The organism is Actinotalea subterranea, from assembly GCF_008364845.1.
In the GTDB taxonomy this organism is placed as follows: Bacteria; Actinomycetota; Actinomycetes; order Actinomycetales; family Cellulomonadaceae; genus Actinotalea; species Actinotalea subterranea.
In genome coordinates this window covers 267,512-290,180 of record NZ_VTTP01000001.1, presented here as the reverse complement: position 1 = coordinate 290,180, position 22,669 = coordinate 267,512, and the positions used below count along the sequence as shown (strand labels likewise).

Below are 22,669 nucleotides of genomic sequence, written 5' to 3'. Positions count from 1 at the left end.
CGCGTGCCGGCGGACCGGCTCAGCCCACGGGGAGACGCACCGTCGCGGACAGCCCCCCGAGGGACGAGGCCCCGAGGACGACGTCACCGCCGTGCTCACGCGCGACCTCCCGGGCGATCGCGAGACCGAGCCCGCTCCCACCGGCCTCCCGCTCACGCGCCTCGTCGAGCCGCACGAACCGCTCGAACACGCGCTCGCGGTCGGCTGCGGCGATCCCGTGCCCGTCGTCCTGGACGACCACGCAGCCGTCGGCCACCTCGACGAGCACGCGCGAGGCCGCGTGCCGGGCCGCGTTGTCGACCAGGTTCCGCACCACGCGGGCCACCGCCGCCTCGTCGCCGCGGGCCCGCCCCGAGCCGTCGACGGCGACCGTCACGTCGTCGCGCCCCGCGGCCGCGTGCGAGGCCTCGACCGCGTCACGCGCGACCCGCCCCAGGTCGAGGTCGGCGTCGTGCAGCGGGGCCGCGCCGACCCGCGCGAGCAGCAGCAGGTCGTCCACCAGGGCCTGCATCCGCAGGACCTCGGCGGCGAGCTCGGCGGCGAGCTCGCCGGTGCCGTACGCGTCGGGGTGGCTCCGCGCGACCTCGACGCTCGTGCGCAGGGCGGCGAGCGGAGAGCGGAGCTCGTGGGCCGCGTCGGCGACGAACGTCCGCTGGCGTGCGGCGCTCGTCTCCAGGCGGTCGAGCATCTCGTTGAGGGTGCGGGCCAGCGCGCCGAGCTCGTCGTCCGCACGGGGGACCGGAAGCGAGCCGGGGCCGCCCGTGCGTGCGACCTGGGCCGCGGCGCGTCGCAGCTGCTCCACGGGGGTCAGTGCGCGGCCGAGGACCGTCCAGATGGCGAGGGCGAGCAGGGCCGTGAGCGCGGGCACCACGAGCACGAGGGACACCCGCAGCGCGGCGAGCAGGCCCTGGACCTCGCCGAGCGGCACGGACGCGACCACCGTCACCGGGTCCCCGTCGTGGGTCGCCGCGCGGACGGCGACACGCGCCTGGTCGTCGTAGGCGGTGCGCCGGGTGGTCGGGGCGGGCGGGCCTGACGGGCCGGCGCCGCCGTCGAGCAGAGCCGAGACCTCGGCCGACGGCAGCACCGGCAGGGTGCGGCTCGCGGTGAGCGACGACGAGACGACCAGGCCGTCGGCGTCGAGCACCTGGACGATCTCGCCCGCCTCCGCGACCGGCAGTGCGTCCGGCAGCCGGTCGTCCGCCGCCAGGGCGGCGACCGTCGCGGCCCGCTCGAGCACGATCTCGTCGATCGCGGCGACCCGGCTGCGCGTCAGGACGGTCGTGAGGGCGACGGCGCCCGCGACGAGCGTCAGGCACAGCAGACCCGCGGTCAGGACCGTCAGGCGCGCACGCAACGACCAGACGCGCCGCCGGACGGCGGTCACCCGGCCACCCGGTACCCCGCACCGCGCACGGTCCGCACCGCGTCGCGGCCGAGCTTGCGACGCAGGTACCCGACGTAGACCTCGACGACGTTGAGGTCCTCGCCCGTGCCGTCCCACACGTGGTCGCGCAGCTCGACCTTGCCCACCACGCGGTCGGCGTGGCGCATGAGGTACTCGAGCAGCGCGAGCTCACGCGCGGTGAGCGGAACGGGCTCGCCGCCGCGCGTCACCGTGCGCGCGGACGGGTCGAGCACGAGGTCGCCCGACGTGAGGACGGCCGGCCGCGCGCCCGTGGGCCGCCGCACGAGGGCGCGCAGCCGCGCGACCAGGACGACGAACGAGAACGGCTTGGTCAGGTAGTCGTCGGCCCCGACGTCGAGCCCGTCGGCGACGTCGTGCTCACCGTCCTTGGCGCTGAGCATCAGGACCGGCGTCCACACGTCGCGCTCGCGGAGCGCCGTCACGACGTCGTAGCCGTTGCGGCGCGGGAGCATCACGTCGAGCACGATCGCGTCGTAGTCGTTGTCGGTCGCCATCTCGAGGCCCGTCGCGCCGTCGAGCGCGACGTCGACGGCGAACCCCTCGGCCACGAGGCCACGGCGCAGGGCGCGCACGAGCCCCTGCTCGTCGTCGACCACGAGAACCCGCACGGGGTGAGCATGCCACCGCGCGCGACGCCCCCGGACCCGCTCTCAGCGTCCTCACAGGCTCCGACGCGCACGCTGGACCCATGACCGAGAACGCCGCACCCTCAGCAACCACAGCCACCAGCACGCCACGATCGATCCTGCGCTCGCCGTGGATGGTCCCCGGCGTCGTCGCCGCCGCCGTGGCGGGCGCCTTCCTCGCCCCGCCGCTGCTCGCCAACGCGGGCGCCGAGGGCCTGCCGGACCTCACCCCGGCCGAGCTCGCGGCCAACGTCGCCGCAGCCGAGAGCGTCCCGTTGTCCGGCACCGTCGTCTACACCGCACGGCTCGGCCTGCCCGAGATCCCCACGGCGCTCACCGGCGCCAACCCCATCGCGCTCCTCGGCGGCAGCTCGACGCTGCGCGTCTGGACGGACGGCGAGGACCGGTCGCGGGTCGCGCTCCTCGGGGACACCTCGGAGTACTCGGTGGTCCGCGACGGCCCGGAGGCCTGGACCTACTCGAGCACCGACGAGGAGGTCGTCCACTACGCGCTCGACGCCGCGGGGCAGGCGAGGTACGCCGAGCTCGAGGCCGAGCTCCGCGAGGGCCCGTCGCCCGACGTCGCGGCAGACCTGCCGACACCCGAGGAGGCCGCGAGCGCGGCGCTCGACCACGCGGACGAGTCCTCGACGGTCTCGATGGACGCGAGCACGACGGTCGCCGGTCGGGACGCCTACCAGCTCGTCGTCAGCCCCAAGACCCAGGGGTCGCTGGTGGGCCGGGTCGTGGTCGCCGTCGACGCCGAGACGTGGACGCCCCTGCGCGTCCAGGTGTGGAGCACGCAGGACGCCGAGACACCGGCGCTCGAGCTCGGCTTCACGGACGTGACCTTCGCGACGCCCGACGACGCGGTGCTGGCCTTCGCGGCCCCCGCCGACGCCGCGGTGCGTGACGTGATCATCCCGCTGCCGGACGAGACCGACCTCGCCGTCCCGGACGCCGCCGAGGCGCCCACGGACGCGACCGGTCCCGAGGACGCGCCGCTGCCCGAGGGCGTGACGGTGACCGGCACCGGCTGGGAGACCGTCGTCGAGATCTCCGGGATCGACGTCCAGGCGCTGCTCGGCAGCGACCCGGCAGCGATGGCCGGTCTCGCCTCCGAGCGCCTCATCGGCTCGGACGAGGCCCAGGAGCTCGTCGGGGAGTTCGTGCCCGAGGACGGTGAGCACCCCGGGAGCGACCTCGACCTCGGTGCCCTGTACGGCACGCTGACGAGCGAGTCCCCCGAGGGTCAGGTCATCAGCTCGGCGCTCCTGACCGTGCTCCTGACGCCCGACGGCCGCGTGCTCGTCGGCGCCGTCCCGGCCGAGACGCTGCGCGGGATGGCGTGACCTCCGGACCGGTGTCCCCCCTCCTCGCGGCCGACGCCGCGCGGAGGGGGGACACGGTCGTCGCGTCCGGCGCGCAGGCGCCGGTGCCGGCGTCGCGCGAGGCCACGGTCGAGGCCCCGGCCGTGCGGACCTCAGGGCTGACCAAGCGGTTCGGCTCCGCCCCGGCCGCGGTCGACGGCATCGACCTCCACGTCCCGCGCGGGTCGGTCTACGGCTTCCTCGGCCCCAACGGCTCGGGCAAGACGACGACGATCCGGATGCTGCTGGGCCTCGTCCGGCCGACGAGCGGCCAGGCCTGGCTGCTGGGCGAGCCCATGCCGGGCGCGTCGGCCGGGGTGCTGCCGCGCGTCGGGGTCCTCGTCGAGGGCCCGGCCTTCCAGCCGTACCTCGGCGGCCGCCAGAACCTCACGCGGCTCGACGCGTGCGACGCGACCGCCGACCCGCGCACGTCGCGCCGGCGCATCGACGACGCCCTCGACCGCGTCGGCCTCGCCGCGGCCGCGGACAAGCCGTACCGGCAGTACTCGCTCGGCATGAAGCAGCGGCTCGGCCTCGCCGCCGCCCTGCTCCGCCCGCGTGAGCTCCTCGTGCTCGACGAGCCGACGAACGGGCTCGACCCGCAGGGCACGCGCGAGGTCCGCACGCTCGTACGTGAGCTCGCCGACGCGGGCACGACCGTGCTCGTGTCCTCGCACCTGCTGAGCGAGATCGAGCAGGTGTGCTCGCACATCGGCGTCATGAGCCGCGGGCGGCTGCTCGTCCAGGGCGAGCGGGCCGCGCTGACCGAGGCCGGCGAGGCACGCGTCGTCGTCACGACGACGTTCGCCGACGCCGGGGCCGCGGCACGCGTGCTCGTGGCCCTCGGCCTCGTCGACGTGGCCGCGGACGGCACCGAGGTCGAGGCGTCGCTCGCCGGGACGGGTGTGGGTGTCGGTGCCGTGTCGGCCGCACTCGTGCACGCCGGGGTCGAGCTCCTCGGCCTCGAGCTGCGCAGGCCGAGCCTCGAGCAGCTCTTCGTGACGCTCACCGGGGAGGGCTTCGATGTCGCGCGCTGACGTCCTCGCCGGGCCCGTCCCGCCCGCAGCGCCCGCTGCACCCGCAGCACTGCCGGGCGCCGTCGCCCGGCTGCTGCGCTCCGAGCTGCGCCTCGTCTTCGGCAGGCGCCGCAACGTCGCCCTGCTGTCCGGGCTCGCCGCCGTGCCGCTGCTCCTCGGGATCGTCCTCTATGTCGCGCAGGGCACGGCGCTGTCCGGCCAGGGGCCCGGGTTCGTGGCGCGCGTGACGGGCAACGGCCTCTTCCTCGTCGTCGCGGCGCTGTTCATGTGCCTGCCCTTCCTGCTGCCCCTGACGATCGGCATCGCCTCGGGTGACGCCATCGCGGGGGAGGCGTCGTCGGGCACCCTGCGCTACCTCCTGACGCTCCCGGTCCGGCGCGGACGCCTCCTCGCCGTCAAGGCTGTCGCGACGCTCGTGTTCGTCACGGCCGCGGTGCTCGCCATCGCGCTCGTTGCGCTCGCGACGGGCGCCGTGCTGTTCGGCGTCTCGGACCTGACCCTGCTCTCCGGGACCACCATCCCGGCGGGCGCGGGGCTCGCGCGCGTGGCCGGGGTGACCGCCTACGTGGCGGCGTCGCTCACGGGGCTCGTCGCCGTCGGCCTGTTCTTCTCGACCCTCACCGAGGTCCCCGTGGGCGCGATGGCCGCGACCGTCGTCGTCGCGATCGTCTCGGCCGTCCTCGACACGCTCCCGCAGCTCGCGGTGATCCACCCCGGCCTGCTGACGCACCACTGGCTCGACTTCGCGGAGATGCTGCGGCTCGAGGTCGACTGGGGCGTCCTCGGCCAGGGGCTCGCCGTGCAGGCCGCGTGGGTCGCGGTGTTCGGCGCGCTCGCCTGGGGTCGCTTCGCGACGGCGGACGTCACCTCCTGAGCCGGGCGCTAGCGTGACCGCATGCGCCTCGGGGTCCTCGACGTCGGCTCGAACACCGTGCACCTGCTCGTCGTCGACGCGCACCGCGGCGCGCCACCCGTGCCGCAGTCGTCGCGCAAGTCCGTGCTCCGCCTCATGCGGTACCTCGGGCCCGGCGGGGAGATCAGCGCCGAGGGGGTGACGGCGCTCGTCGAGGCCGTGCGCTCCGCCGCCGCAGCAGCGGACGAGGCCGGGGTCGAGGAGCTGCTCCCGTTCGCCACGTCCGCGCTGCGCGAGGCGCCCAACGGCCCGCAGGTGCTGGACCTCGTGGCCGACCAGACGGGGGTGCGGCTGCGCGTGCTCACAGGCGAGGAGGAGGCCCGCATCACCTTCCTCGCCGCGCGGCGGTGGTTCGGCTGGTCCGCGGGCCAGCTGCTGCTCCTCGACATCGGCGGAGGCTCCCTCGAGATCGCCGCCGGCGGCACCGAGAACCCGGACGTCGCGCTGTCGGTCCCGCTCGGTGCCGGGCGGTCGACCGTCACCTTCCTGCCCGACGACCCGCCCGCACCCGCGCAGACCGCCGCGCTGCGGGCCCACGCGGCGCAGGTGCTCGGGGAGGCCGCGCGCCGGTTCGCCGACCTCCCGCGGCCCGCGCACGTCGTCGGCTCCTCCAAGACGATCCGCTCGCTCGCGCGCCTCGCCGGTGGGACCGCGGACGGCGTCGGCCCGCAGGACCGCATCCTGCTGCGCCGCTCCGCGCTCGAGGACTGGGTGCCGCGGCTCGCCCGGATCCCGGCGGACGCACGGCCCGCCCTGCCCGGCATCACCGAGGACCGGACCTTCCAGGTGGTCGCGGGTGCGATCGTGCTCGCCGAGACCATGCGAGCCTTCTCCGTCGCCGAGCTCGAGGTGTCCCCGTGGGCGCTGCGGGAGGGGATGATCCTGCTCTCCCTCGACCGGCTGGGCTGACCCCGGGCTGCGCGACGCGTGAGGGCGAGGAGGATGGACCCGTGACGATCATCGACACCACCGAGACCACCGACGTCCGCCGCCTGCGCTGCGCGCTGTTCGTCGACTTCGACAACGTGTACATCGGGCTGAAGCGCCTCGACCCTGCCGCGGCCGAGGCGTTCGCCGGGTCGCCCGCGCACTGGCTCACCGCCCTCGAGACGGGCAGCGACGCCGACGGCGACTTCACGCGCCGCTTCCTGGTCCGCTCGTGCTACCTCAACCCGTCGACGTTCTCCCAGTTCAGGCCCAACTTCACGCGGGCCGGGTTCAGCGTCGTGGACTGCCCCTCGCTGACGCAGCAGGGCAAGAGCAGCGCCGACATCAACCTCGTGCTCGACGCCGTCGACGCCCTCAGCGCGCAGACGAGGTACGACGAGTTCGTCATCCTCTCGGCCGACGCCGACTTCACGCCCCTCGCCCTGCGGTGCCGGGCGGCCGACCGCCGCGTCACGATCATCACGGCCGGTCCCGCCGCGAGCGCCTACCGCGCCGTCGCGGACACCGTCATCACGGCTGACGAGCTCGCCGAGCTCGTCAAGGACCCCGAGCCGAGCACCGTCGACGAGGTCGTGCCCGTGCAGGTCGCCGCGCCCGAGCCGGCCCGGGGCGGCGGCAGGGCAGCCGCGTCGACGCGCGGCGGCGGGTCGTCCTCGACACCGGCGGCCGCAGGCTCCGCGGCACCCGTGGTGGTGGCCGCGCCCGTGGCAGCGCCCGTCACGTGGACCGGACCCGCACGGCGCGCCGTCCTGCGCCTCGTGCGCTCGGCGGAACGCCCGCTCAACGGCGGCGCCGTGGCGCAGGCCGCCCAGAAGGCCGAGCCTGCGCTCGCGACGTCCGCGTGGGGCGGCGCCGGCGGGTTCTTCCCGTGGCTCGCGCGCGTCGCACCGGAGCTCGGCGCCGCGTCGGGCTTCGTGTGGGACCCCAAGCGCTTCAGCGAGGCCGACCTGCCCACGGCCGGCGGCGTCGACCTGCCGCCCCTGCAACGCCAGGTGGTCGAGGTGACCGACATCCCCAACCTGCCGACGGAGCGGTACCGCGTGCTGCTCACGGCGCTCGCGGACGACGTCGCGGCGACCCCGTTCGACCGCCCCGAGACGGCCCGCCGGGTCCGTGACGCGTGCCAGGCCGCTGGTCAGCCGATCGGCCGCGGGTCCGTCAACACCGTGATCTCCGGCGTCCTGTACGCCGGGCTCGACCTCGCGACCCGGCCGAGCGCCCAGAAGGTCGCCGAGACGTGGGCGGACAACGTCGTCGGGCTCTGCCGCGGTGCGCGCATGGAGCTCGCGCCCGCCGACGTCTCCGCGATCCGGACGTGGGTCGGTGGGGGTCTCGTCGGGCGGTGACGCCCGGATCGTGGACCGGCACTCGCCGCGCGGGCACGGACCTGCTTGGGTGACGCCATGGCTTCGTCGCGCACCCTGCAGGCCCACCCGGGCTCCGCTGCGCACGTGCGGCCACTGGCCGCCACGACGAGCTGTCGAATGCGGTAGGGCGGAGCGCCCTCGCTGAGCCCGCCGGTCCACGACCGACGGGCCCACCTGTCCTCACCGGCCCGCGTGCCCCCGTGCGCGCCCTGCCCGCAGCCGCCTCGCGCGCTCGCGGCACGGCGCCGTGCATGCCCGCGCACCGGTGACGCGCCCGCCCGCTCCCACGACCTCCGCCGGGACCGCCAGGCGCGGCCCGGCTCCGGCACGCACCCAGGAGCACCCATGACCAGCACCAGCACCCTGCCGACCACCACGACCGACTCCGCCCAGCGGCCCGAGCGCGACGAGTCGCTGCGCGCGATCATCTCGGCGACGGCCTCCGCCGTCGCCGAGGACGCGAGCCGCGCGGCCGTCCAGTTCCGCGCCACAGGGGAGGGCGTCGGCTCCGTCGCGACCGACGTGCGCACCCGCCAGCACACGTTCGTGGTCGACGAGCCGGCGTCGCTCGGCGGCGACGACTCGGCGACCAACCCCGTCGAGTACGCGCTCGGTGCGTTCATCGGCTGCCAGGTGGTGACCTACCGGTTCTGGGCCGCGCGCCTCGGCATCCGGCTCGAGGGCGTCACCGTCGAGGCCGTGGGTGACCTCGACGTGCGCGGGTTCTTCGGGCTCGACGACGGCGTCCGGGCCGGGTTCACCCAGGTGCGCCTCGACGTGCACCTCACGGGCCCCGAGACGGCCGAGCGGTACGCCGAGCTCCAGCGTGCCGTCGACGCGCACTGCCCCGTGCTCGACCTCTTCGCCAACCCGACGCCCGTGGTCTCGACGCTCACGACCACCGCGGGCTGACGCGGGGCGAGGTCGCACCCCGGCCCGCGCACGTCCCACGGGCGGGCGCGGGCCGGGTCGTTCACGGGCCTCTGGTTCCGGCTCAGGCGCCGGCGACCGCCTCGAGCGCCCGCCCGAGGGCTGACGCGAGCTCTGTCACCTCGGGCACCACGTCGGCGTCGACCATCACCGTGACCGAGAGGGACCCGGCGTAGGAGAACGCGGCGAAGGCCACGCCCACGTTCCCCGCGGTGATGCTCAGGGGGAGGACGCGCAGGACCTCCGCGCCGGCGAGCCGGAGTGGCGTCGTCGGGCCGGCGAGGTTGGTCAGGAACGAGTTCACGAGGGTCTGGCGGTCGACGAACCACCGGAACAGGCCCGCGGCCGCGACCACGCGGAAGACCGGGCCGATGAGCGCTGCCGACGACCCGCGTGCGTGCGTCTTGCGTGCTCGGGTGAGCGCCGCGACCGCCCCGAGACGCTCGGCGGGCGAGCCCCGCAGCGGGACGCGGACGGGCATGATGCCCACCTGGTTCCCGAGGGAGCCGTCCGTGGCCGCCGCCCGCGCGGAGACCGGGACGGACACCACGAGCTCGCTGACCGTCTCGCCCCGGGCGATCAGCACGCTCTCGAGCGCGGTGGTCACGGCGACGAGGAGGGCGTCGTTGACCGTGGCGCCGTGCCGCCGCGCACCGGCGCGGACCGCGGCCAGGGGCACGTGCACCCCGGCCGCGGCCCGGTGCGGACCGGTCGGGGCGTTGATCGAGCACCGCGGCGCGCGGCCGCCCGAGCCGCGACCGAGCTCGGTGCCCCCGCCGCGGGCGTGGCGCAGGGCCTGTGGGAGGCGCAGGAGCCGCCGGACCCGTCCCCGGGTCGCGTCGCGTGCCAGGTCGAGCCGGCTCGGCCACGGCGCGACGACACGTGGTCGGGCGGCGCGGGTCGGGCCAGGCCGGTCCACGAGCTCCGCGAGCACCGCGAGCCCGCCGATGCCGTCCGCGAGAACGTGGTGCAGCACGACGACGACGGCCACGGCCTCGGCCCGCCCGCCACGGGTCTGGGTCACGACGACCGCGCGCCACAGCGGGCGGGCGCGGGGGAGCGGTTCGCCCAGGACTCGCGTCGCGGCGCGGAGCAGGGTCGCCTCCGCACCCTGCGCAACGGACTCCTGCGGTCGCTCGCCCCCGGTCGGTGCGAGCTCGAGCAGGGTCACGTGCGCCGCGGGGTCGAAGGCCGGGTCGTCGGCCCAGTACGGCCGACCGAGGCCCCAGGGTGCCCGTACGAGCCGCTGCCCGAGCCGGCGCACGGCAGGGACCCGCTCGACGAGCGTCCGGGCCACGGCGTCCGGGTCGAGGGGCCGGGCGGCGGGGTGGTCCTGGCCGAGCAGCAGGACGCAGCCGACGTTGCGCGGCACGGGCCCCACGTCGGACGCGAGCTCGACGAGGTCCATCGTGCCCAGGCGTTCGACCGGTCGCGGACCCATCGTCCGACCCTCGCAGGTGCACGGCCCCGGAGGGTGCGACGAAGGTCGCGCGGACGACGTGGCTACCGTGTGCCCATGACGACCTCGCAGGCCCCGGACCGGCCCGGCTCCCTCAGCGACGTGCCCGGCGTGCGGGTGGGCCACGTCCAGCGGACCGACGAGGGGTGGCTCACCGGCGTCACGGTCGTCCTGCCGCCACCGGGGACGGTCGGCGGGGTCGACGTGCGCGGCGGCGGCCCCGGCACGCACGAGACGGATGCGCTCGACCCCCGGACGCTGGTGCCGACGGTCGACGCCGTCGTCCTGGCAGGGGGTTCCGCGTACGGGCTGGTCGCGGCCCACGGGGCCCAACGCTGGTGCGCCGAGCACGGCCGCGGGTTCCCCGTCTCAGCGACGCCAGGCGAGGTCGTCCCGATCGTCCCCGCGGCCGCGATCTTCGACCTCGGGCGGGGCGGGCGGTTCGACGCGCGTCCCGACGAGGAGATGGGCTACGCGGCGGCTGCGGCTGCGGACGCCGCGGGGGACGGCGCGGCCGTCGCGCGCGGCAACGTCGGTGCGGGCACGGGCGCCGCGATCGCGGGGCAGACGCACAAGGGTGGCGTCGGCACGGCGTCCGTGCGGCTCACCGGGGTTGGCGGCGACGTCGTGGTCGCGGCGCTCGCGGTCGTCAACGCCTCGGGAGCCCCGCGGCCTCGCGGCGTGGCCCCGCAGGTGGAGGGTGGCCGGGCACCGGCCGCCGCCCCGTTCAACACCACGATCGCCGTCGTCGCGACGAGCGCCGACCTGGACCCGGCCGAGGCGTCCCGCACCGCGACGGCGGCGCACAGCGGCATGGCACGCGCGCTCGACCCCGTGCACACGCTCACGGACGGCGACACCGTCTTCACGCTCGCGACCGGCAGCACGCCCCTGCCGCCCCCGGCCGACCGCCGCGCGCGGGTTCTCGCGCTCGTGGAGCTCCAGGCGGCGGCGGCGCACGTGCTCGAGCTCGCGATCCGTGATGGCGTCGCGCAGGCGACGGCGGTCCGGACGGCAGCGGTCGACCTGCCGGTGTGGCCCGGCTGAGCTGGGGACGCGTGCGCGGTGGACCGGTGGTGGTCGGCCCGCCCTCAGGTGCGGTCGAGGCGGGCGAGCCGGTCGTGCGCGCGGCGCAGCGCGTCGCCGTGCGCACGCAGCTCCGGGCTGCCGGAGGTCACGAGGTCCGCGTAGACGAGAGGGGCGGGCACCAGTGCGGAGGCGTCCTGGGGGACGTCCCAGAACCTGCGGCGGAAGCGCACGTCCGCGCGCTCGGCGTCTGGTCGCATGCCGTGGCGCGCGACGAGCTCCGTCGGCAGGGTGTCGACGTAGAGGACGGCGGTGGTCGCGTGCAGCGACGGGTCGAGCACGGCTGCGGCTGCGTCGCCCGCGAGCTGCGCGCCCGCGTCGTCGAGGTCCGCGTCGGCGCCGAGCCACCAGCCGGGGACGTCGGCCGCGTAGGCGCCGAGGTCGAGCGAGGGCACGAGCCACGTCGCGTACGCCTCGGCCCACCGGCTCAGGAGCTCGCCGCCGCGGGCGAGCGACCGGACGCGCCCTGACCTGCGCAGATACCCCGCGTCGGTGAGGTCCTCGACGACGACCTGCGCGGTGCCCAGCGAGACCCCGCTCGCGCGCGCGATCTCTCGCAGGGGGCGTCGCAGCAGCGTCGGCCAGCTCAGCAGGACGAAGACGACGCGTACGCCCGAGCGGGTGAACGCGCGCGAGGCCGCCGTGGACCTCGGGCGTGGGACCGGCGGGCGGCGTCGTCCGCGGACGTCGACGAGCAGACCGGGCCATGCGACGTGCGTGTTGCCCGCCAGGTCCACGTAGTCGATGCCGCGCCCGCGCAGCGTGTCCGCCGCTGCCTCGCTCACATGGGGGGCGACGACGAGGAGTCGCCCGGTGCCCGGCGTGTCGAGGGCCGAGGCCACCGCGGGCGTGACACGCTCGCGGAAGGTCATCGCGTAGCTGTGGTGACCGTGGCCCTCGGTCTCGAGCCGAGCGGTCCGGTCCGGTCCGACGGTGAACGTCGCGCCGATCCCGTAGCCCGCGAGGCCGCGGAGGGCCGTGTCGATGGTGAGAAGGCTCGCGTCGGCGTCCTTGTCCATCTGAGAGCCCCGTTCATCGCGGCTGAACACACCTGGATCATGGACCTGAGCACGCCGCGGGGGCAACGCGGCGCGCAGGCGGCGGATGGCCGAGTCCGAGAGTGTCGTCTGGCGCTCGCGAAGTCCAGAACAGCGCTCTGTTCACTGGGGCTGAACTCGGGCCCAGATCTGGACAATGGCCATGGACCGCGCCTGGGGGCGCCGAGCGAGGTCACTCGATCGAGTGATGTCCGGGCGATCTGCTCTCACGGTGCCCCGGGCGGTCGATGCAAGGACGGGGGATCCCTGGGTGACCGGGGGCAGTGAGTGCAGGCATCAGAGGAGGTCCCCCGTGAGCGTCTCGAGCGTCACCGGCGTCGGAGCGTCGCCGGTCCACCCGGCGGTCGTGCCGTCGGGTGCTGCGGGGCCGCCCCCACCGGGCGCACCGCCCGTGCAGGGCCCTCGGGACGCCGCCGCCGTGCGCGCGGAGCGTGCGGCCCTCCTCGAGCGGGTGCAGCTGGCGCGTGCGGAAGCCTCCGAGCCGCCGGAGCAGCCGGAGCGCGCCGCGAACGACGGCACCCCCGGCTACGTCTACGCGGTCGCCGCCACCCTCGGCATGCCCGTCGAGGAGCTGGTCGCCGCCCTCGCGCAGGGCACCACCCTCGCCGAGCTCATCCCCGAGCGCGTCGAACCCGCCGAAGAGGGGCTCATCCTCGACGTCGAGGTGTGACGCGGCGCTGCTCCGCCCTGACGCCACCTGGGCACCGAGCTGAGCCTCGACCCGCCCCGCAACGGCTCAGTCGCGCTCGAGCCGGACCGCGACCTCGTAGTGGCCCGTGTGCGGGAACATGTCGAGGACGCGTCCCTCCCGCGGGCGCAGCGACGGCATCGCGCGCAGGTCGCGCGCGAGCGTCTCGGCGTTGCAGCTCGAGTAGACGACGTGGCGCACGCCCGACGCCTCGAGCCACCGGCTCAACGGCTCGCCGATGCCGCGCCGCGGCGGGTTCACGACGACGAGCTCAGGAAGTGCGCCCCCGGCCGTGCCGCCGACGTCGGCCGCGTCGCCCGCCTCGAAGCGCACGTCTGCCAGGCCCAGCTCCCGTGCGGTCAGCCTCGCGCTCGCGACCGCCTCGACGCTGCGCTCGATGCCCGTCACGGCCCGGCCGGGGGTCGCCGCGTGCAGCGCGAAGCCCCCGACGCCGCAGTACAGGTCCCACATCGACGCCGGGGAGATCGCATCGACCCAGGCCGTGACCTGCCGGTACAGCGCGGCCGCGACCTCGGTGTTCGTCTGGAAGAAGCTCTGGGGGCGCAGGTGCAGGTCGATCCCGTTGACCCGCATGCGCAGGGTGGCGCCCTCGGTCAGCAGGATCTCGCGCTCGCCCTCGGTCACCGCCTTGTGCTCCGGCAGGAGGTTCACGGAGGCGACCGCGAGCTGAGGCAGTGCCGCCTGCAGGGCCAGCAGGTGCTTGCGGATGCGGGTCACGGCCTCCTGGGAGCGCAGCACGAGCCGCACCATGAGATCGCCGTCGGGCGACTCGGTCACCAGGAGGTGCTTGAGCTCGCCGGAGCGGGTCGTCACGTCGTACGGGGTGATCGACGCACGGCTCACGAAGTCCGCGAGCAGGGGCAGCGCGGCGTGCATGCGCGCGGAGTAGAGCGGGCACGCGCGCAGGTCGACACCGCGCCCGGTCGGGTCGAGGATGCCGAGCGTCGGCGCCGAGGTGCTGCCGCCGACCACCATCTTCGCCTTGTTGCGGAAGCCCTGCTCGGCGCTCGTCACGGGTGGCAGCCAGGTCAGGTCGCCGTGCTCGCCGAGCACCTCGGCGCAGTGGCCCACCTTGCCGGCGAGCTGCACGGCGTACGGCTGGTCCAGCAGGGTGCACGAGCGGCACCGGGCCGCGTCGAAGTACGTGCACCGCATGGGGGCGACTCTACGGCGCGGCCCGCCACCCCCCGCTCCGGTCAGCCGACGCGCAGCACCTGGCCCAGCCGCTCGCGCCGTCGCAGGGAGGACTCGACGGCCACGACGGCGAGCACGGTCGTCAGCACGACGAGCGCGGGTGCCGCGGCCCACCAGGGCAGCACGAGCGCCGGGTCGCCCGCCTGCCCTGTGACGAGCCGGAGCGCGAGCGGCCCGGAGACCAGCGCGGCGAGCAGCGCTCCGAGCCCGACGCCCGTGACGCACGCGACGACCGCCGTCGGGAGGAGCTCGCCGACCGCCACGCGCGTCGCGCCGCGGCGGTCCACGCCGAGCACCCGCAGGGTCGCGAGCGCCGTCGCCCGCTCGGGTGCGCCGGACGAGGCGCCCAGGAGCGCGGACAGCGCGGTCAGCGCGAGGAGCACCACGAGGCACGCGACCGCGAGCGTCATGAGCCCCGCCGTGAGCGGCTCGTCGCGACGCTCGGCGAGCCACGCGCTGCGGCTCGTCACCGTCGCGTCGGCGAGCCCGGCGGTCTCGACGGCTGACGAGACGGCCGCGTCGGCGCCCGTGCCGACGACCCACACGGCGTTCGGCGGCACCGGGGCCCCGACGGCCTCGGCGAGCGCGTCACGGTCGACCACCACGGTCGGCGGCGGGCCGTCGGCGTCCGTCGCTGCGCCGTCGTCCGTGGCGCTCGGTCCCGAGGGGAGCGTCGGCGCCGTGCCGACCGGGTCGAGCGCCACCGAGGACCCGTCCCACAGGAGTGCGAGGTCCTCGCCCGACCGCGTGAGCTCGCCGTCGACGAGGGCCGCGGGCGCGCCGTCGGACGCCGTGCCGAGGCCCGCGGAGGGTGCGTCGAACGGCGTCGCCGCGAGGAGCCGCGCGAACGTGGTGGGCTCGACGGCGAGGACGCGCACGCGGTCGACGTCGCCGCCGCCGAAGAGCTGGACTCCGTCCGCGACCCGGAGCAGCGCGACGGCCTCGACGCCGTCCGCGGAGGCGAGCGACGCCGCGGCGTCGGCGAGGGCGTCGCCGGGCGCCGTGCTCACCACGACGTCGGCCCCCACGCTGTCCCAGGAGCCCTCGACCTGGCCGACGCGCACCGTCTGGGCGAGCGCGGCACCGAACGTCACCAGGCTCGTGGCCACGACGAGGGCGACGACGGCGAGGGGTGCGCCGGCCGCCTGCGCGCGCGCGGTCGCGACGAGCGGTGTCATGCCCTTCGCCCGCCGGCTCGCGGCGAGCGCACCGCGCAGCACCGGTGGCACGAGCCGGAGCAGCACGAGGCCGCCCGCGGCGGCGACGAGGGCGGGCGCCGCGGCGAGGACGAGGTCCGCGGAGCCGCCCAGGCCGACGGCGCCGCGCCGCCGCAGGGTCAGGAGCGCCGCGACGGCGACGAGCACGAGCGACGCCTCGAGCGCCACGCGCCGCACGACCCGTGCGCGAGCCGCCAACCTGCGCTGGTGCCGGTCCGCCGGGACACGTCGCCCACCGGTCGCGAGCGCGGCGGCCCGCATCCCCAGGAGCGGTGGGGCGACGGCCGCGACCGCCAGTGACGGGACGGGCCACGGCCACGCGACGGGGCCGGGTGCGACCACGGACGCCAGGAGGAGGCCGAGGGCGGCGCCGAGCGTCGCGACGGTCGCGGACTCGACCGTGAGCTGGACGCCGATCGCCGCGAGCGACGCACCCCGGGCCCGGCTCCGCGCGAGCGCGACGGCCCGCCTTCGCGTCAGGAGCTCGGCCGTCAGCACCAGGACGAGAGCTCCGGCCGCGACCACGCCCGCGAGCAGCACGGAGGCCTGGGACCCGGCCGCGTCGATCCGTGCGTCGGTCTCCACGAGCACGCGGTCGAGCTGCGTGCGCACCGATGGGTGGGGCCCGGCGACGTCGAGCGAGGAAGGGGCCGCCTCCGCTGCGGCGACGGAGGCGGCGAGCTCGTCGAGGGTCGCGAGGTCGACCGCCGACGGGTCGACGGGGAACGTGAGGGTCCGCGTCACCTGGGCCGGCTCGAGCGTGACCCGTGCCGCGGGCAGCGACTCGGCCGAGAGGTACACGGCGGCCTCGGTGCGCTGCGCGGGGCCGGACCCGTACTGATGGGGCTCGAGCATCTCGGGGACCCGCGACCACACCGCGTCGTCGGGGTCCACGGCGCGGAACACGCCGCTGACCGTGAGCGGGACGTCCTGGCGGCTGTCGTCCTGGGCGCCGATCGTGTCACCCGGCCCGACGTCGAGGAGCGTCGCGACGGCCTCGGAGACGCCGACCTCGACCGGCCACGACGGTGCGCCCGGGTCGGCCGCGACGTCCTCGACCGTGACGGTGGCCGCGGGTGCAGCGCCCTCGACCCACGTGACACCCGAGGCGTCGGCGCTCCAGGTGTGCGCCACGCGCACCGTGGCACCGGGCGTGCCGTCGGGCAGCGCGATGGTCAGTGGCACGCTGCGGACCGTGACGACCGGTGGCCCGACGACGCGGGCGACGACGGGCGGGAGCGCCGCGTCGACCCGCCCGGCGACCTCGATGACCGACGCACGGGCACCGGCGCTCAGCACGCGGTCGACGTAGAAGTCCTCCTCGAAGGGTGCGTCGACGGACAGGTCTGTCGACGGCCGCGCCTCGGCCACGGCGATGCGGATGGCGTCGTCCGCCGTGCGCGTGAGGAACCGTGGTGTCGCGTCCGCGAGCGCGATGGTGAGGAGCACGACGGCGAGGGTCGTCGCCAGGAGCCCGAGGTCGGTGCGGGACTGCCGCGGCACGCCCGCGAGGTGCAGGCCGAGGCGACGGCGGCGCGCCCGCCCGGGACGCCGGTGCCGGGAGGCCGTCATGAGGCGTCCATGCGCAGGTGGGCGACGGTGGCTCGGCGCACGGTCCGCAGCGCGACGGGGACCACGACGGCGGCGCAGCCGAGGACGAGGCCGAGCACCAGCACGCTCTGGCTCGCCCAGGGCCACCCGAACGCGGCGGCGGGGACCGGTGGGCGACCGGTCGCGGAGACCGCCAGCAGCGGGCCGACCGCCCAGCCGGTGAACGCGCCGACACCGGTGCCCGCCGCGACGACCACGAGCGTGACCGCGCTGTGCTCGGCGAGGAAGGACGCGACCACCGATCGCCGGGAGACGCCGAGGCCCTGCAGGCGTGCGACCTCGACGGCGCGTGCGTCGAGCGCCGTCGCGGTGTGGACGGCTGTGCCGGCGAGGGCGAGGCCGACGGCCGCGACCACGAGGAGCCACAGCGCGGCGCGCAGGGCGCCGCGGAGCGGTCCGTCACGCAGCTCGGCCGTGACGTCGGCACGCGTGACCGTCGGCCCCAGGTCCCCGGCCGCGGCGACCGCGGCGGCGGGGTCCTCGAGGCCGGCGACCCACCACGTGTCCGTCATGGACGTGAGGTCTGCGCGTGCGACGAGCGCGCGGGAGAGCGCGTCGTGGTCCGCGAGGACCGCGGGTCCACGGGGGACGGAGGGTAGGTAGGGCGCGACGCCGACGACCGTGGCCTCGACCGTCGTCCCGCCGACGGTCAGGCTCAGGGGCGCGCCGGTCCCGAGGCCGAGCTCGCGGGCGACGGGCTCGGTGACGACCACGGGCAGCTCCTCCGCGGCCGGCAGGGCCGTCACGACGATCGCGGCGTCGGCGTACAGGAGCGTCGTCAGCGACACGCTCGCGGTGGCCGTCACCGCGACGCCGTCGTCGCTCCCGGCCTGCGTGGCACGTGCGTTGCGCACGGCTCCGAAGTCGCTCGGGCTGCGGCCCTCGGACCAGCCCCCGGCCGTGCCCAGTGCGTCGGCGGCGTCGAGGTGCGCTCCAGGGACGTCGACCGTCGCCGTCACGCGTGCGGTGATGTCCGACTGCCACGGCACGTCCTGCGGCGCGAGGAGCGTGAGCGGCAGCTCCACGCCCACGACCCGGACTTCGGGGTCCCCGTCGACGGCGCCGACGGGGACGGGGACCGTGTGCGGCTGCCCGTCGAGCGGGACAGGCGTGGCGGCGACCACGAGCGTCCGGGAGCCCCAGGCGTCCTCGACGAGGAGACCCGGGACCGTCTCGAGCGGCGTCCCGTCGTCCGCCGCGCCCGTGACCGTCACGTCGAGCGTCGGTGCGGCCGGGACCAGCGGGCCCGCGCCGCCCGTCGTGGGCGCGAGCCCGGCCGAGACGTCGGCCCACGACCCCTCCGGCAGGCGTCCGCGCATGAGCGCGTCCGCGCGGCGCGTGTCGACCGCGAGGAGCTGGGTCGTCGACTCCTCGGTGCCGCCGCCGACCCGGGAGCCCAGCGCGATGGCCCGGCGCGTGACGGGCGAGACGTCGCCCCCGGTCGCGACAGCGACCGCCGCGCCCTGGGCGAGGACGGGTGCACCCGTGACGTCGACGACGAGCTCGGTCCCGACCTCGGCCTCCGCCTGGTCCGCCTGGGAGTCCCACCACGTGCTCGTGAACGAGACCCCGAAGGTCGCCGCCGCGGTGGCCAGGATCAGCAGGAACGCCCCCGCCGTCGAGTGCGGTCGCCGCGAGACCTCCCACGCGGCCAGCGGGAGCACGAGACCCCGGGACGCGCGTGCGTGGCCCTCCGCGAGCCTCGACACCCACGGCAGGACGCGCAGGACCAGGACCGCGCCGGCGAGGAGCACGAGCAGGGGTGCGGCGACGAGGACGGGGTCCGGCTCCGCACCGGTGGCGACCCGGTGGGCGCGCAGCTGGACGTACGCGGCGACGGCGACGGCAGCGAGGACCACGTCGGTGCCCGACCTGGCCACGAGCCCGCGTCGCGGCCGACGGTGCGCACCGGCGTCGACGGGTCGCACCGACGGGGCGACGAGGAGCGCCGCGAGCAGGAGGGCGGCCGAAGCGACGGCGACGACGAGGGGGGCCGTCACGCTCGCCGGCCCGGCGAGACCCGCTCCGGCGAGCCACGGCAGCGCCGTGACCGCGCGGAAGGTGACGAGCGAGAGCGGCACGCCGGCCGCGGCGGCGAGCGCGGCGAGCAGGGCGCTCTCGGCTGCGGCCTGACGCACGAGCTGGCCGCGCCGGGCGCCGCGGGCGACGAGGAGCGTCGCCTCGGCCGCGCGCCGCACCGCGACGAGCCTGGCCGCGAGGCCGAGCGCCGTGGCGGCGAGCGCGGCCCCGAGGAGCGCGACGACGAGGACTCCAGAGGACGTGATGCCCTGCTGCGTGCGCGCGTCGGCGAGGGTGCGTGGGTAGGGCGACGCGACGGCTGTGCTCGACACCGCGTCCCCGAGCGTGCGGGTCAGGTCCGTGCGCAGGGAGCCGCTCGGCGGCCCCATCGCGACGAGTTCGTCGGCGTCGGCGTCGGACAGGTCGGGCCGCACCACGAGGCTGACGCGCCCGACCGGGACCTCGGTGGCGGGCAGCGTCCCGGGTGCGACGACGAACGGACCGTATGCGGGGATCAGACCGGTGCTGGTGTCCACGCCCTCGCCGTCGAGCGGGTCCCGCTCCCACGCACCCTGGGCACCGTCCTGATCGTGGGCGCGCGTGAACGTGCCCACGACCACCACGCCGACCTCGGTGCTGCCGGGCGAGGAGGCGCCGTCCGCCTGCTCGGACGCGTGCTGCGGGTCGGGGGAGAGCACGACGCGGTCGCCGGGCGCGAGGTCCAGCGCGCGGGCCGTGGACGTCAGCACCGCGACCTCGCGGTCCGCTGCCGTCGCGGTCGGCGCGGGCCAGCGTCCCGCCGCGAGCGTCGCCGCCGCCTCGAGGCCCGGGGCGTCGAGGAGGTAGCCGAGCCGCAGCGTGTCCGCGGCCGTCGCGGGCAGGTACTGCAGGGCTGACGCGAGCCACACCGACGTGGAGCTCGGTGCGGGCGCGAACGCGTCCTCGACGAGGGCCGTCGCGTCGGCCACGACCTGCGCGGCGTCGACGGCGGGCGGGTCGGACGCGTCCGGGGCCCCGTCTCCCGCGTCCGGCACGGCGAGGCGCAGCCCGACGGTCACGTCCACCTCGGCCGGACCGGCCCGTGCGATCGCCTGCTCGAGCGCGCGGTCCTGGGCCGTCGTCAGCAGCAGCACGCACGTGCCGAGGAGCGTCGTCCCGGCGACGACCACCGCGAGGACGGCGGCGAGGAGCGGGACCTGGGTCGACGCGCGCCGCAGGACCAGCGCGGGCCGACCGCCCGCGCGCCCGCCACGGGCGGCCCGGCCCGCGTCCCGGCGGTGCCCGGGCGGCGGCTCAGCCATCCGTGAGCTGTCCGTCGACGAGGTGCACGGCGCGGTCGGCCAGCGCGATCATCACCGGGTCGTGGGTCGAGACGATCGCGGTCATGCCCTCGGCCTCGACGACCGCCCGGATCAGGGCCATCACGGCGAGGCCCGTCTCGCTGTCGAGCTGGCCCGTGGGCTCGTCCGCGATCAGGAGCCGCGGCGACGCAGCGAGCGCGCGCGCGATCGCGACGCGCTGCTGCTGCCCGCCCGACAGCTCGCCGGGGCGCTGGTCGGCGTGGTCGCCGAGGCCCACGAGGTCGAGGAGCAGGCCCACGCGGCGCTCGCGGTCCGCGGGCGCGAGGCGGCGCAGCCGCAGCGGGACGCCGACGTTCTCGGCCGCGCTGAGCACGGGGACGAGGCCGAACGTCTGGAAGACGAACGCCACGAGGTCGCGTCGCAGCGCGACCTGACCGGCCTCGTCGAGCGACGTGACCTCGGTGCCACCGACCGTGACGCTCCCCGCGTCCGGCCGGTCCAGCCCGCCGACGATGTTGAGGAGCGTCGTCTTGCCCGAGCCCGAGCGGCCGACCAGCGCGACGAGCTCACCCGGTGCGACGTCGAGCGACACGTCGCGCAGGGCATGGACGGCTGCGCGACCCGCGCCGTAGGTGCGCCGCACCCCGCGGACCGTGACCATCGGGGGGACCGGTGGTGCGTCGCTCCCGCCGTCCGGGGCGCCGGGGACGGGGGACGTGCCTGCACGCTGCGGCTCGCTCATGCGTGCCTGCGCCCCTCACCCGCGTGCGAGGTGCTCCCGCCGGCGCCGTCCGACCAGACGCTCACGTGGTCCGCCTCGAGCGCGAGGCGCACGCGGCGGGTCAGTGCGAGCGCCTCGCGGTACTCGCGGGGCACCTGGACGCGGCCCGCACGGTCCATCACGGCATACTCCTCGGCGACGATCTCCGAGGCGTCCTCGTGCGCCTCGGCGCGTCGCCGGAGCACCTCGCTGCTCGTGCGGCCGTCCCGGATGGCGACGGTCCGCTCGACCTGCCCGCTCACCGCCGGGTCGTGCGTGACGACGACGACGGTCGCGCCCGTCTCCCGGTTCACGGTGCGCAGGGCGTCGAACACCTCCTGGGACGTCGCCGTGTCGAGCTCGCCCGTGGGCTCGTCGGCGAGCACGACGCGCGGGCCGTTCGCCAGCGCGACGGCGATCGCCGCACGCTGCTGCTCACCGCCCGACATCTCCCGGGGCAGCCTGTTCGCGCAATACCCGACGCCGACGACGTCGAGCAGCTCGGCGGCGCGCGCCGCACGCGTCCGTCGGGGGCGCCCGGCGAAGGCCAGCGGCTGGACGACGTTCTGCGCGGCGGTGAGGTACGGGACCAGGTTGCGCGACGTCTGCTGCCACACGAAGCCGACCATGCTGCGGCGGTACTCGACCCGGTCGCTCGCCGACATCGCCATGAGGTCCCAGCGCCCCACCCGGACACGGCCCGCGGTCGGCGCGTCGATGCCGGAGAGCACGGCGAGCAGCGTGGACTTGCCCGAGCCGGAGGCGCCGACCACTGCCACCATCTCGCCCGCGTCGACGAGCAGGTCGAGGCCCTGGAGCGCCTGCACCTCGATCGAGCCGGTCTGGTAGATCCGCACGAGGTTGTCGCACACGATGAGGGCGTCGCGGCCGAACTCCGCGGCGCGCGGCGCGCGTGACCCGAGCGCCTCGAGAGTGCTCTGCGACACCGGGACCTCCTGTGGTTGGCGCGGCCAGCGACGAGTCTGCCAGGACGTTCGCCTGCGGGGCGTGGGCCGCGCGGGTGTTGGCTTGGCGGGTCGGTGCACCTCGCGCCGGCGGTCCGTCGTCGACGGGTCCGTGGGCCAGACAGGAGGGCACGACCATGTCGTGGACGGCGGTCTCGCTCTCGCCCCCGTCATGGACGGGCCTCGTCGTGGTGCTCACGGTGCTGGCCCCCAACGTCCTCCTGCTGGGCTTCCCGCCTCGGGGCGCGCCGACGACGCCGCCGCGACCGGGCGTCATGTGGGTCGGTGCGGAGCGCGTCGGCCAGGTGGCCTGCGTCGGTCTGCTCGTCGCGAGCCGACCGGGCTGGGCCTCAGGTGCGGGATGGGCCTGGGCGGTCGGCGCGTGCGTCACCGCCTACCTCGCGCTGTGGATCCGGTACCTGGCTCGGGGGCGGGCGTTCGCCCTGCTCTACGCACCGCTCGGCCCGCTGCCCGTCCCGATGGCGGTGCTCCCCGTCGTGGCGTTCGGGCTCACGGCACTGTGGGTCGGTTCGGCGTGGGCCTGTCTGGCCGTCGTGGTGCTGGCCGCCGGGCACCTGCGCACGGCGGTCGTCGTCGCGCGCGTCACGAGGATGCACGTTCGTGCACGAGGCCGATGGTCCCGACCGCGGCCGACCGGGCGGACCTAGCG

At 76.4% G+C, this 22,669-nt stretch carries 18 protein-coding genes; 9 read left to right on the top strand and 9 right to left on the bottom strand.

Annotation, left to right across the window (positions count from 1 at the left end; genetic code table 11):
• Nucleotides 1–19: 19 nt before the first annotated feature.
• Both FZ988_RS01355 and FZ988_RS01350 read right to left on the bottom strand, forming a co-directional pair.
• Nucleotides 20–1,387: an ATP-binding protein gene (locus FZ988_RS01355; protein WP_149202204.1), complete on the bottom strand. Its 1,368-nt coding sequence runs from the start codon at nucleotides 1,385–1,387 to the stop codon at nucleotides 20–22.
• A complete protein-coding gene (locus FZ988_RS01350) occupies nucleotides 1,384–2,037 on the bottom strand; it encodes a response regulator transcription factor (protein ID WP_149202203.1) in 654 nt (217 codons plus the stop codon). The genes FZ988_RS01355 and FZ988_RS01350 overlap by 4 nt, the downstream gene beginning before the upstream one ends.
• Before the next feature lie 80 nt (nucleotides 2,038–2,117).
• On the opposite strand from FZ988_RS01350, the gene FZ988_RS01345 reads away from it, so the two are divergent.
• The 6 genes from FZ988_RS01345 (at nucleotide 2,118) to FZ988_RS01320 (ending at nucleotide 8,602) form a co-directional block, all read left to right on the top strand.
• Nucleotides 2,118–3,407: a LolA family protein gene (locus tag FZ988_RS01345; protein ID WP_149202202.1), complete on the top strand. Its 1,290-nt coding sequence runs from the start codon at nucleotides 2,118–2,120 to the stop codon at nucleotides 3,405–3,407.
• Between the two features lie 83 nt (nucleotides 3,408–3,490).
• The gene (locus FZ988_RS01340; protein WP_149202517.1) at nucleotides 3,491–4,462 is read left to right on the top strand and encodes an ABC transporter ATP-binding protein; all 972 of its coding nucleotides are present in this window, start codon (nucleotides 3,491–3,493) and stop codon (nucleotides 4,460–4,462) included.
• A complete protein-coding gene (locus FZ988_RS01335) occupies nucleotides 4,449–5,336 on the top strand; it encodes an ABC transporter permease (protein WP_149202201.1) in 888 nt (295 codons plus the stop codon). The genes FZ988_RS01340 and FZ988_RS01335 overlap by 14 nt, the downstream gene beginning before the upstream one ends.
• A gap of 21 nt (nucleotides 5,337–5,357) precedes the next feature.
• Nucleotides 5,358–6,284: a Ppx/GppA phosphatase family protein gene (locus tag FZ988_RS01330; protein WP_149202200.1), complete on the top strand. Its 927-nt coding sequence runs from the start codon at nucleotides 5,358–5,360 to the stop codon at nucleotides 6,282–6,284.
• A 41-nt stretch (nucleotides 6,285–6,325) separates the two neighbouring features.
• Nucleotides 6,326–7,669, top strand: coding sequence for an NYN domain-containing protein (locus FZ988_RS01325; protein ID WP_188078931.1), 1,344 nt, complete (start codon nucleotides 6,326–6,328; stop codon nucleotides 7,667–7,669).
• A gap of 366 nt (nucleotides 7,670–8,035) precedes the next feature.
• Nucleotides 8,036–8,602, top strand: coding sequence for an OsmC family protein (locus FZ988_RS01320; RefSeq protein WP_149202198.1), 567 nt, complete (start codon nucleotides 8,036–8,038; stop codon nucleotides 8,600–8,602).
• Between the two features lie 82 nt (nucleotides 8,603–8,684).
• Here FZ988_RS01320 and FZ988_RS01315 read toward each other — a convergent pair whose 3' ends face one another.
• A complete protein-coding gene (locus FZ988_RS01315; protein WP_149202197.1) occupies nucleotides 8,685–10,061 on the bottom strand; it encodes a wax ester/triacylglycerol synthase domain-containing protein in 1,377 nt (458 codons plus the stop codon).
• Between the two features lie 75 nt (nucleotides 10,062–10,136).
• On the opposite strand from FZ988_RS01315, the gene FZ988_RS01310 reads away from it, so the two are divergent.
• Nucleotides 10,137–11,126, top strand: coding sequence for a P1 family peptidase (locus tag FZ988_RS01310; RefSeq protein ID WP_149202196.1), 990 nt, complete (start codon nucleotides 10,137–10,139; stop codon nucleotides 11,124–11,126).
• A gap of 44 nt (nucleotides 11,127–11,170) precedes the next feature.
• Here the strand turns inward: FZ988_RS01310 and FZ988_RS01305 are convergent, their stop codons facing one another.
• Nucleotides 11,171–12,184, bottom strand: a complete 1,014-nt coding sequence (locus FZ988_RS01305) for a type IV toxin-antitoxin system AbiEi family antitoxin (RefSeq protein ID WP_149202195.1) — start codon at nucleotides 12,182–12,184, stop codon at nucleotides 11,171–11,173.
• Nucleotides 12,185–12,515: 331 nt separating this feature from the next.
• Here FZ988_RS01305 and FZ988_RS01300 point away from each other — a divergent pair, with 331 nt between their 5' ends.
• On the top strand, nucleotides 12,516–12,893 hold the full coding sequence (locus FZ988_RS01300; protein ID WP_149202194.1) for a hypothetical protein: 378 nt from the start codon (nucleotides 12,516–12,518) through the stop codon (nucleotides 12,891–12,893).
• 66 nt (nucleotides 12,894–12,959) lie between these two features.
• Here FZ988_RS01300 and rlmC read toward each other — a convergent pair whose 3' ends face one another.
• From rlmC to FZ988_RS01275, 5 genes are all read right to left on the bottom strand, one after another.
• Nucleotides 12,960–14,087, bottom strand: coding sequence for a 23S rRNA (uracil(747)-C(5))-methyltransferase RlmC (rlmC, locus tag FZ988_RS01295; RefSeq protein WP_149202193.1), 1,128 nt, complete (start codon nucleotides 14,085–14,087; stop codon nucleotides 12,960–12,962).
• A 41-nt stretch (nucleotides 14,088–14,128) separates the two neighbouring features.
• A complete protein-coding gene (locus tag FZ988_RS01290) occupies nucleotides 14,129–16,915 on the bottom strand; it encodes an FtsX-like permease family protein (protein ID WP_149202192.1) in 2,787 nt (928 codons plus the stop codon).
• On the bottom strand, nucleotides 16,912–20,274 hold the full coding sequence (locus FZ988_RS01285; RefSeq protein ID WP_149202191.1) for an FtsX-like permease family protein: 3,363 nt from the start codon (nucleotides 20,272–20,274) through the stop codon (nucleotides 16,912–16,914). Before FZ988_RS01285 ends, FZ988_RS01290 begins: the two co-directional genes overlap by 4 nt.
• Nucleotides 20,267–20,935 (bottom strand): ABC transporter ATP-binding protein, encoded by a 669-nt coding sequence (locus FZ988_RS01280; protein WP_149202516.1) that lies wholly within the window; start codon nucleotides 20,933–20,935, stop codon nucleotides 20,267–20,269. The genes FZ988_RS01285 and FZ988_RS01280 overlap by 8 nt, the downstream gene beginning before the upstream one ends.
• A gap of 77 nt (nucleotides 20,936–21,012) precedes the next feature.
• Nucleotides 21,013–21,981 carry an ABC transporter ATP-binding protein gene (locus FZ988_RS01275; RefSeq protein ID WP_246169070.1) on the bottom strand — a complete coding sequence of 323 codons (969 nt, stop codon included), beginning with the start codon at nucleotides 21,979–21,981 and terminating at the stop codon, nucleotides 21,013–21,015.
• A gap of 155 nt (nucleotides 21,982–22,136) precedes the next feature.
• On the opposite strand from FZ988_RS01275, the gene FZ988_RS01270 reads away from it, so the two are divergent.
• Nucleotides 22,137–22,667, top strand: a complete 531-nt coding sequence (locus FZ988_RS01270) for a hypothetical protein (protein WP_149202189.1) — start codon at nucleotides 22,137–22,139, stop codon at nucleotides 22,665–22,667.
• The last annotated feature ends 2 nt before the right edge of the window (nucleotides 22,668–22,669 follow it).

Bases quoted from the DNA above. Each gene is read 5' to 3' on its own strand.
- FZ988_RS01345 (WP_149202202.1), top strand. From the start codon at position 2,118: ATGACCGAGAACGCCGCACCCTCAGCAACCACAGCCACCAGCACGCCA.
- FZ988_RS01335 (WP_149202201.1), top strand. From the start codon at position 4,449: ATGTCGCGCGCTGACGTCCTCGCCGGGCCCGTCCCGCCCGCAGCGCCC.
- FZ988_RS01330 (WP_149202200.1), top strand. From the start codon at position 5,358: ATGCGCCTCGGGGTCCTCGACGTCGGCTCGAACACCGTGCACCTGCTC.
- FZ988_RS01320 (WP_149202198.1), top strand. From the start codon at position 8,036: ATGACCAGCACCAGCACCCTGCCGACCACCACGACCGACTCCGCCCAG.
- FZ988_RS01315 (WP_149202197.1), bottom strand. From the start codon at position 10,061: ATGGGTCCGCGACCGGTCGAACGCCTGGGCACGATGGACCTCGTCGAG.
- FZ988_RS01310 (WP_149202196.1), top strand. From the start codon at position 10,137: ATGACGACCTCGCAGGCCCCGGACCGGCCCGGCTCCCTCAGCGACGTG.
- FZ988_RS01305 (WP_149202195.1), bottom strand. From the start codon at position 12,184: ATGGACAAGGACGCCGACGCGAGCCTTCTCACCATCGACACGGCCCTC.
- rlmC (WP_149202193.1), bottom strand. From the start codon at position 14,087: ATGCGGTGCACGTACTTCGACGCGGCCCGGTGCCGCTCGTGCACCCTG.
- FZ988_RS01290 (WP_149202192.1), bottom strand. From the start codon at position 16,915: ATGACGGCCTCCCGGCACCGGCGTCCCGGGCGGGCGCGCCGCCGTCGC.
- FZ988_RS01285 (WP_149202191.1), bottom strand. From the start codon at position 20,274: ATGGCTGAGCCGCCGCCCGGGCACCGCCGGGACGCGGGCCGGGCCGCC.
- FZ988_RS01280 (WP_149202516.1), bottom strand. From the start codon at position 20,935: ATGGTCACGGTCCGCGGGGTGCGGCGCACCTACGGCGCGGGTCGCGCA.
- FZ988_RS01270 (WP_149202189.1), top strand. From the start codon at position 22,137: ATGTCGTGGACGGCGGTCTCGCTCTCGCCCCCGTCATGGACGGGCCTC.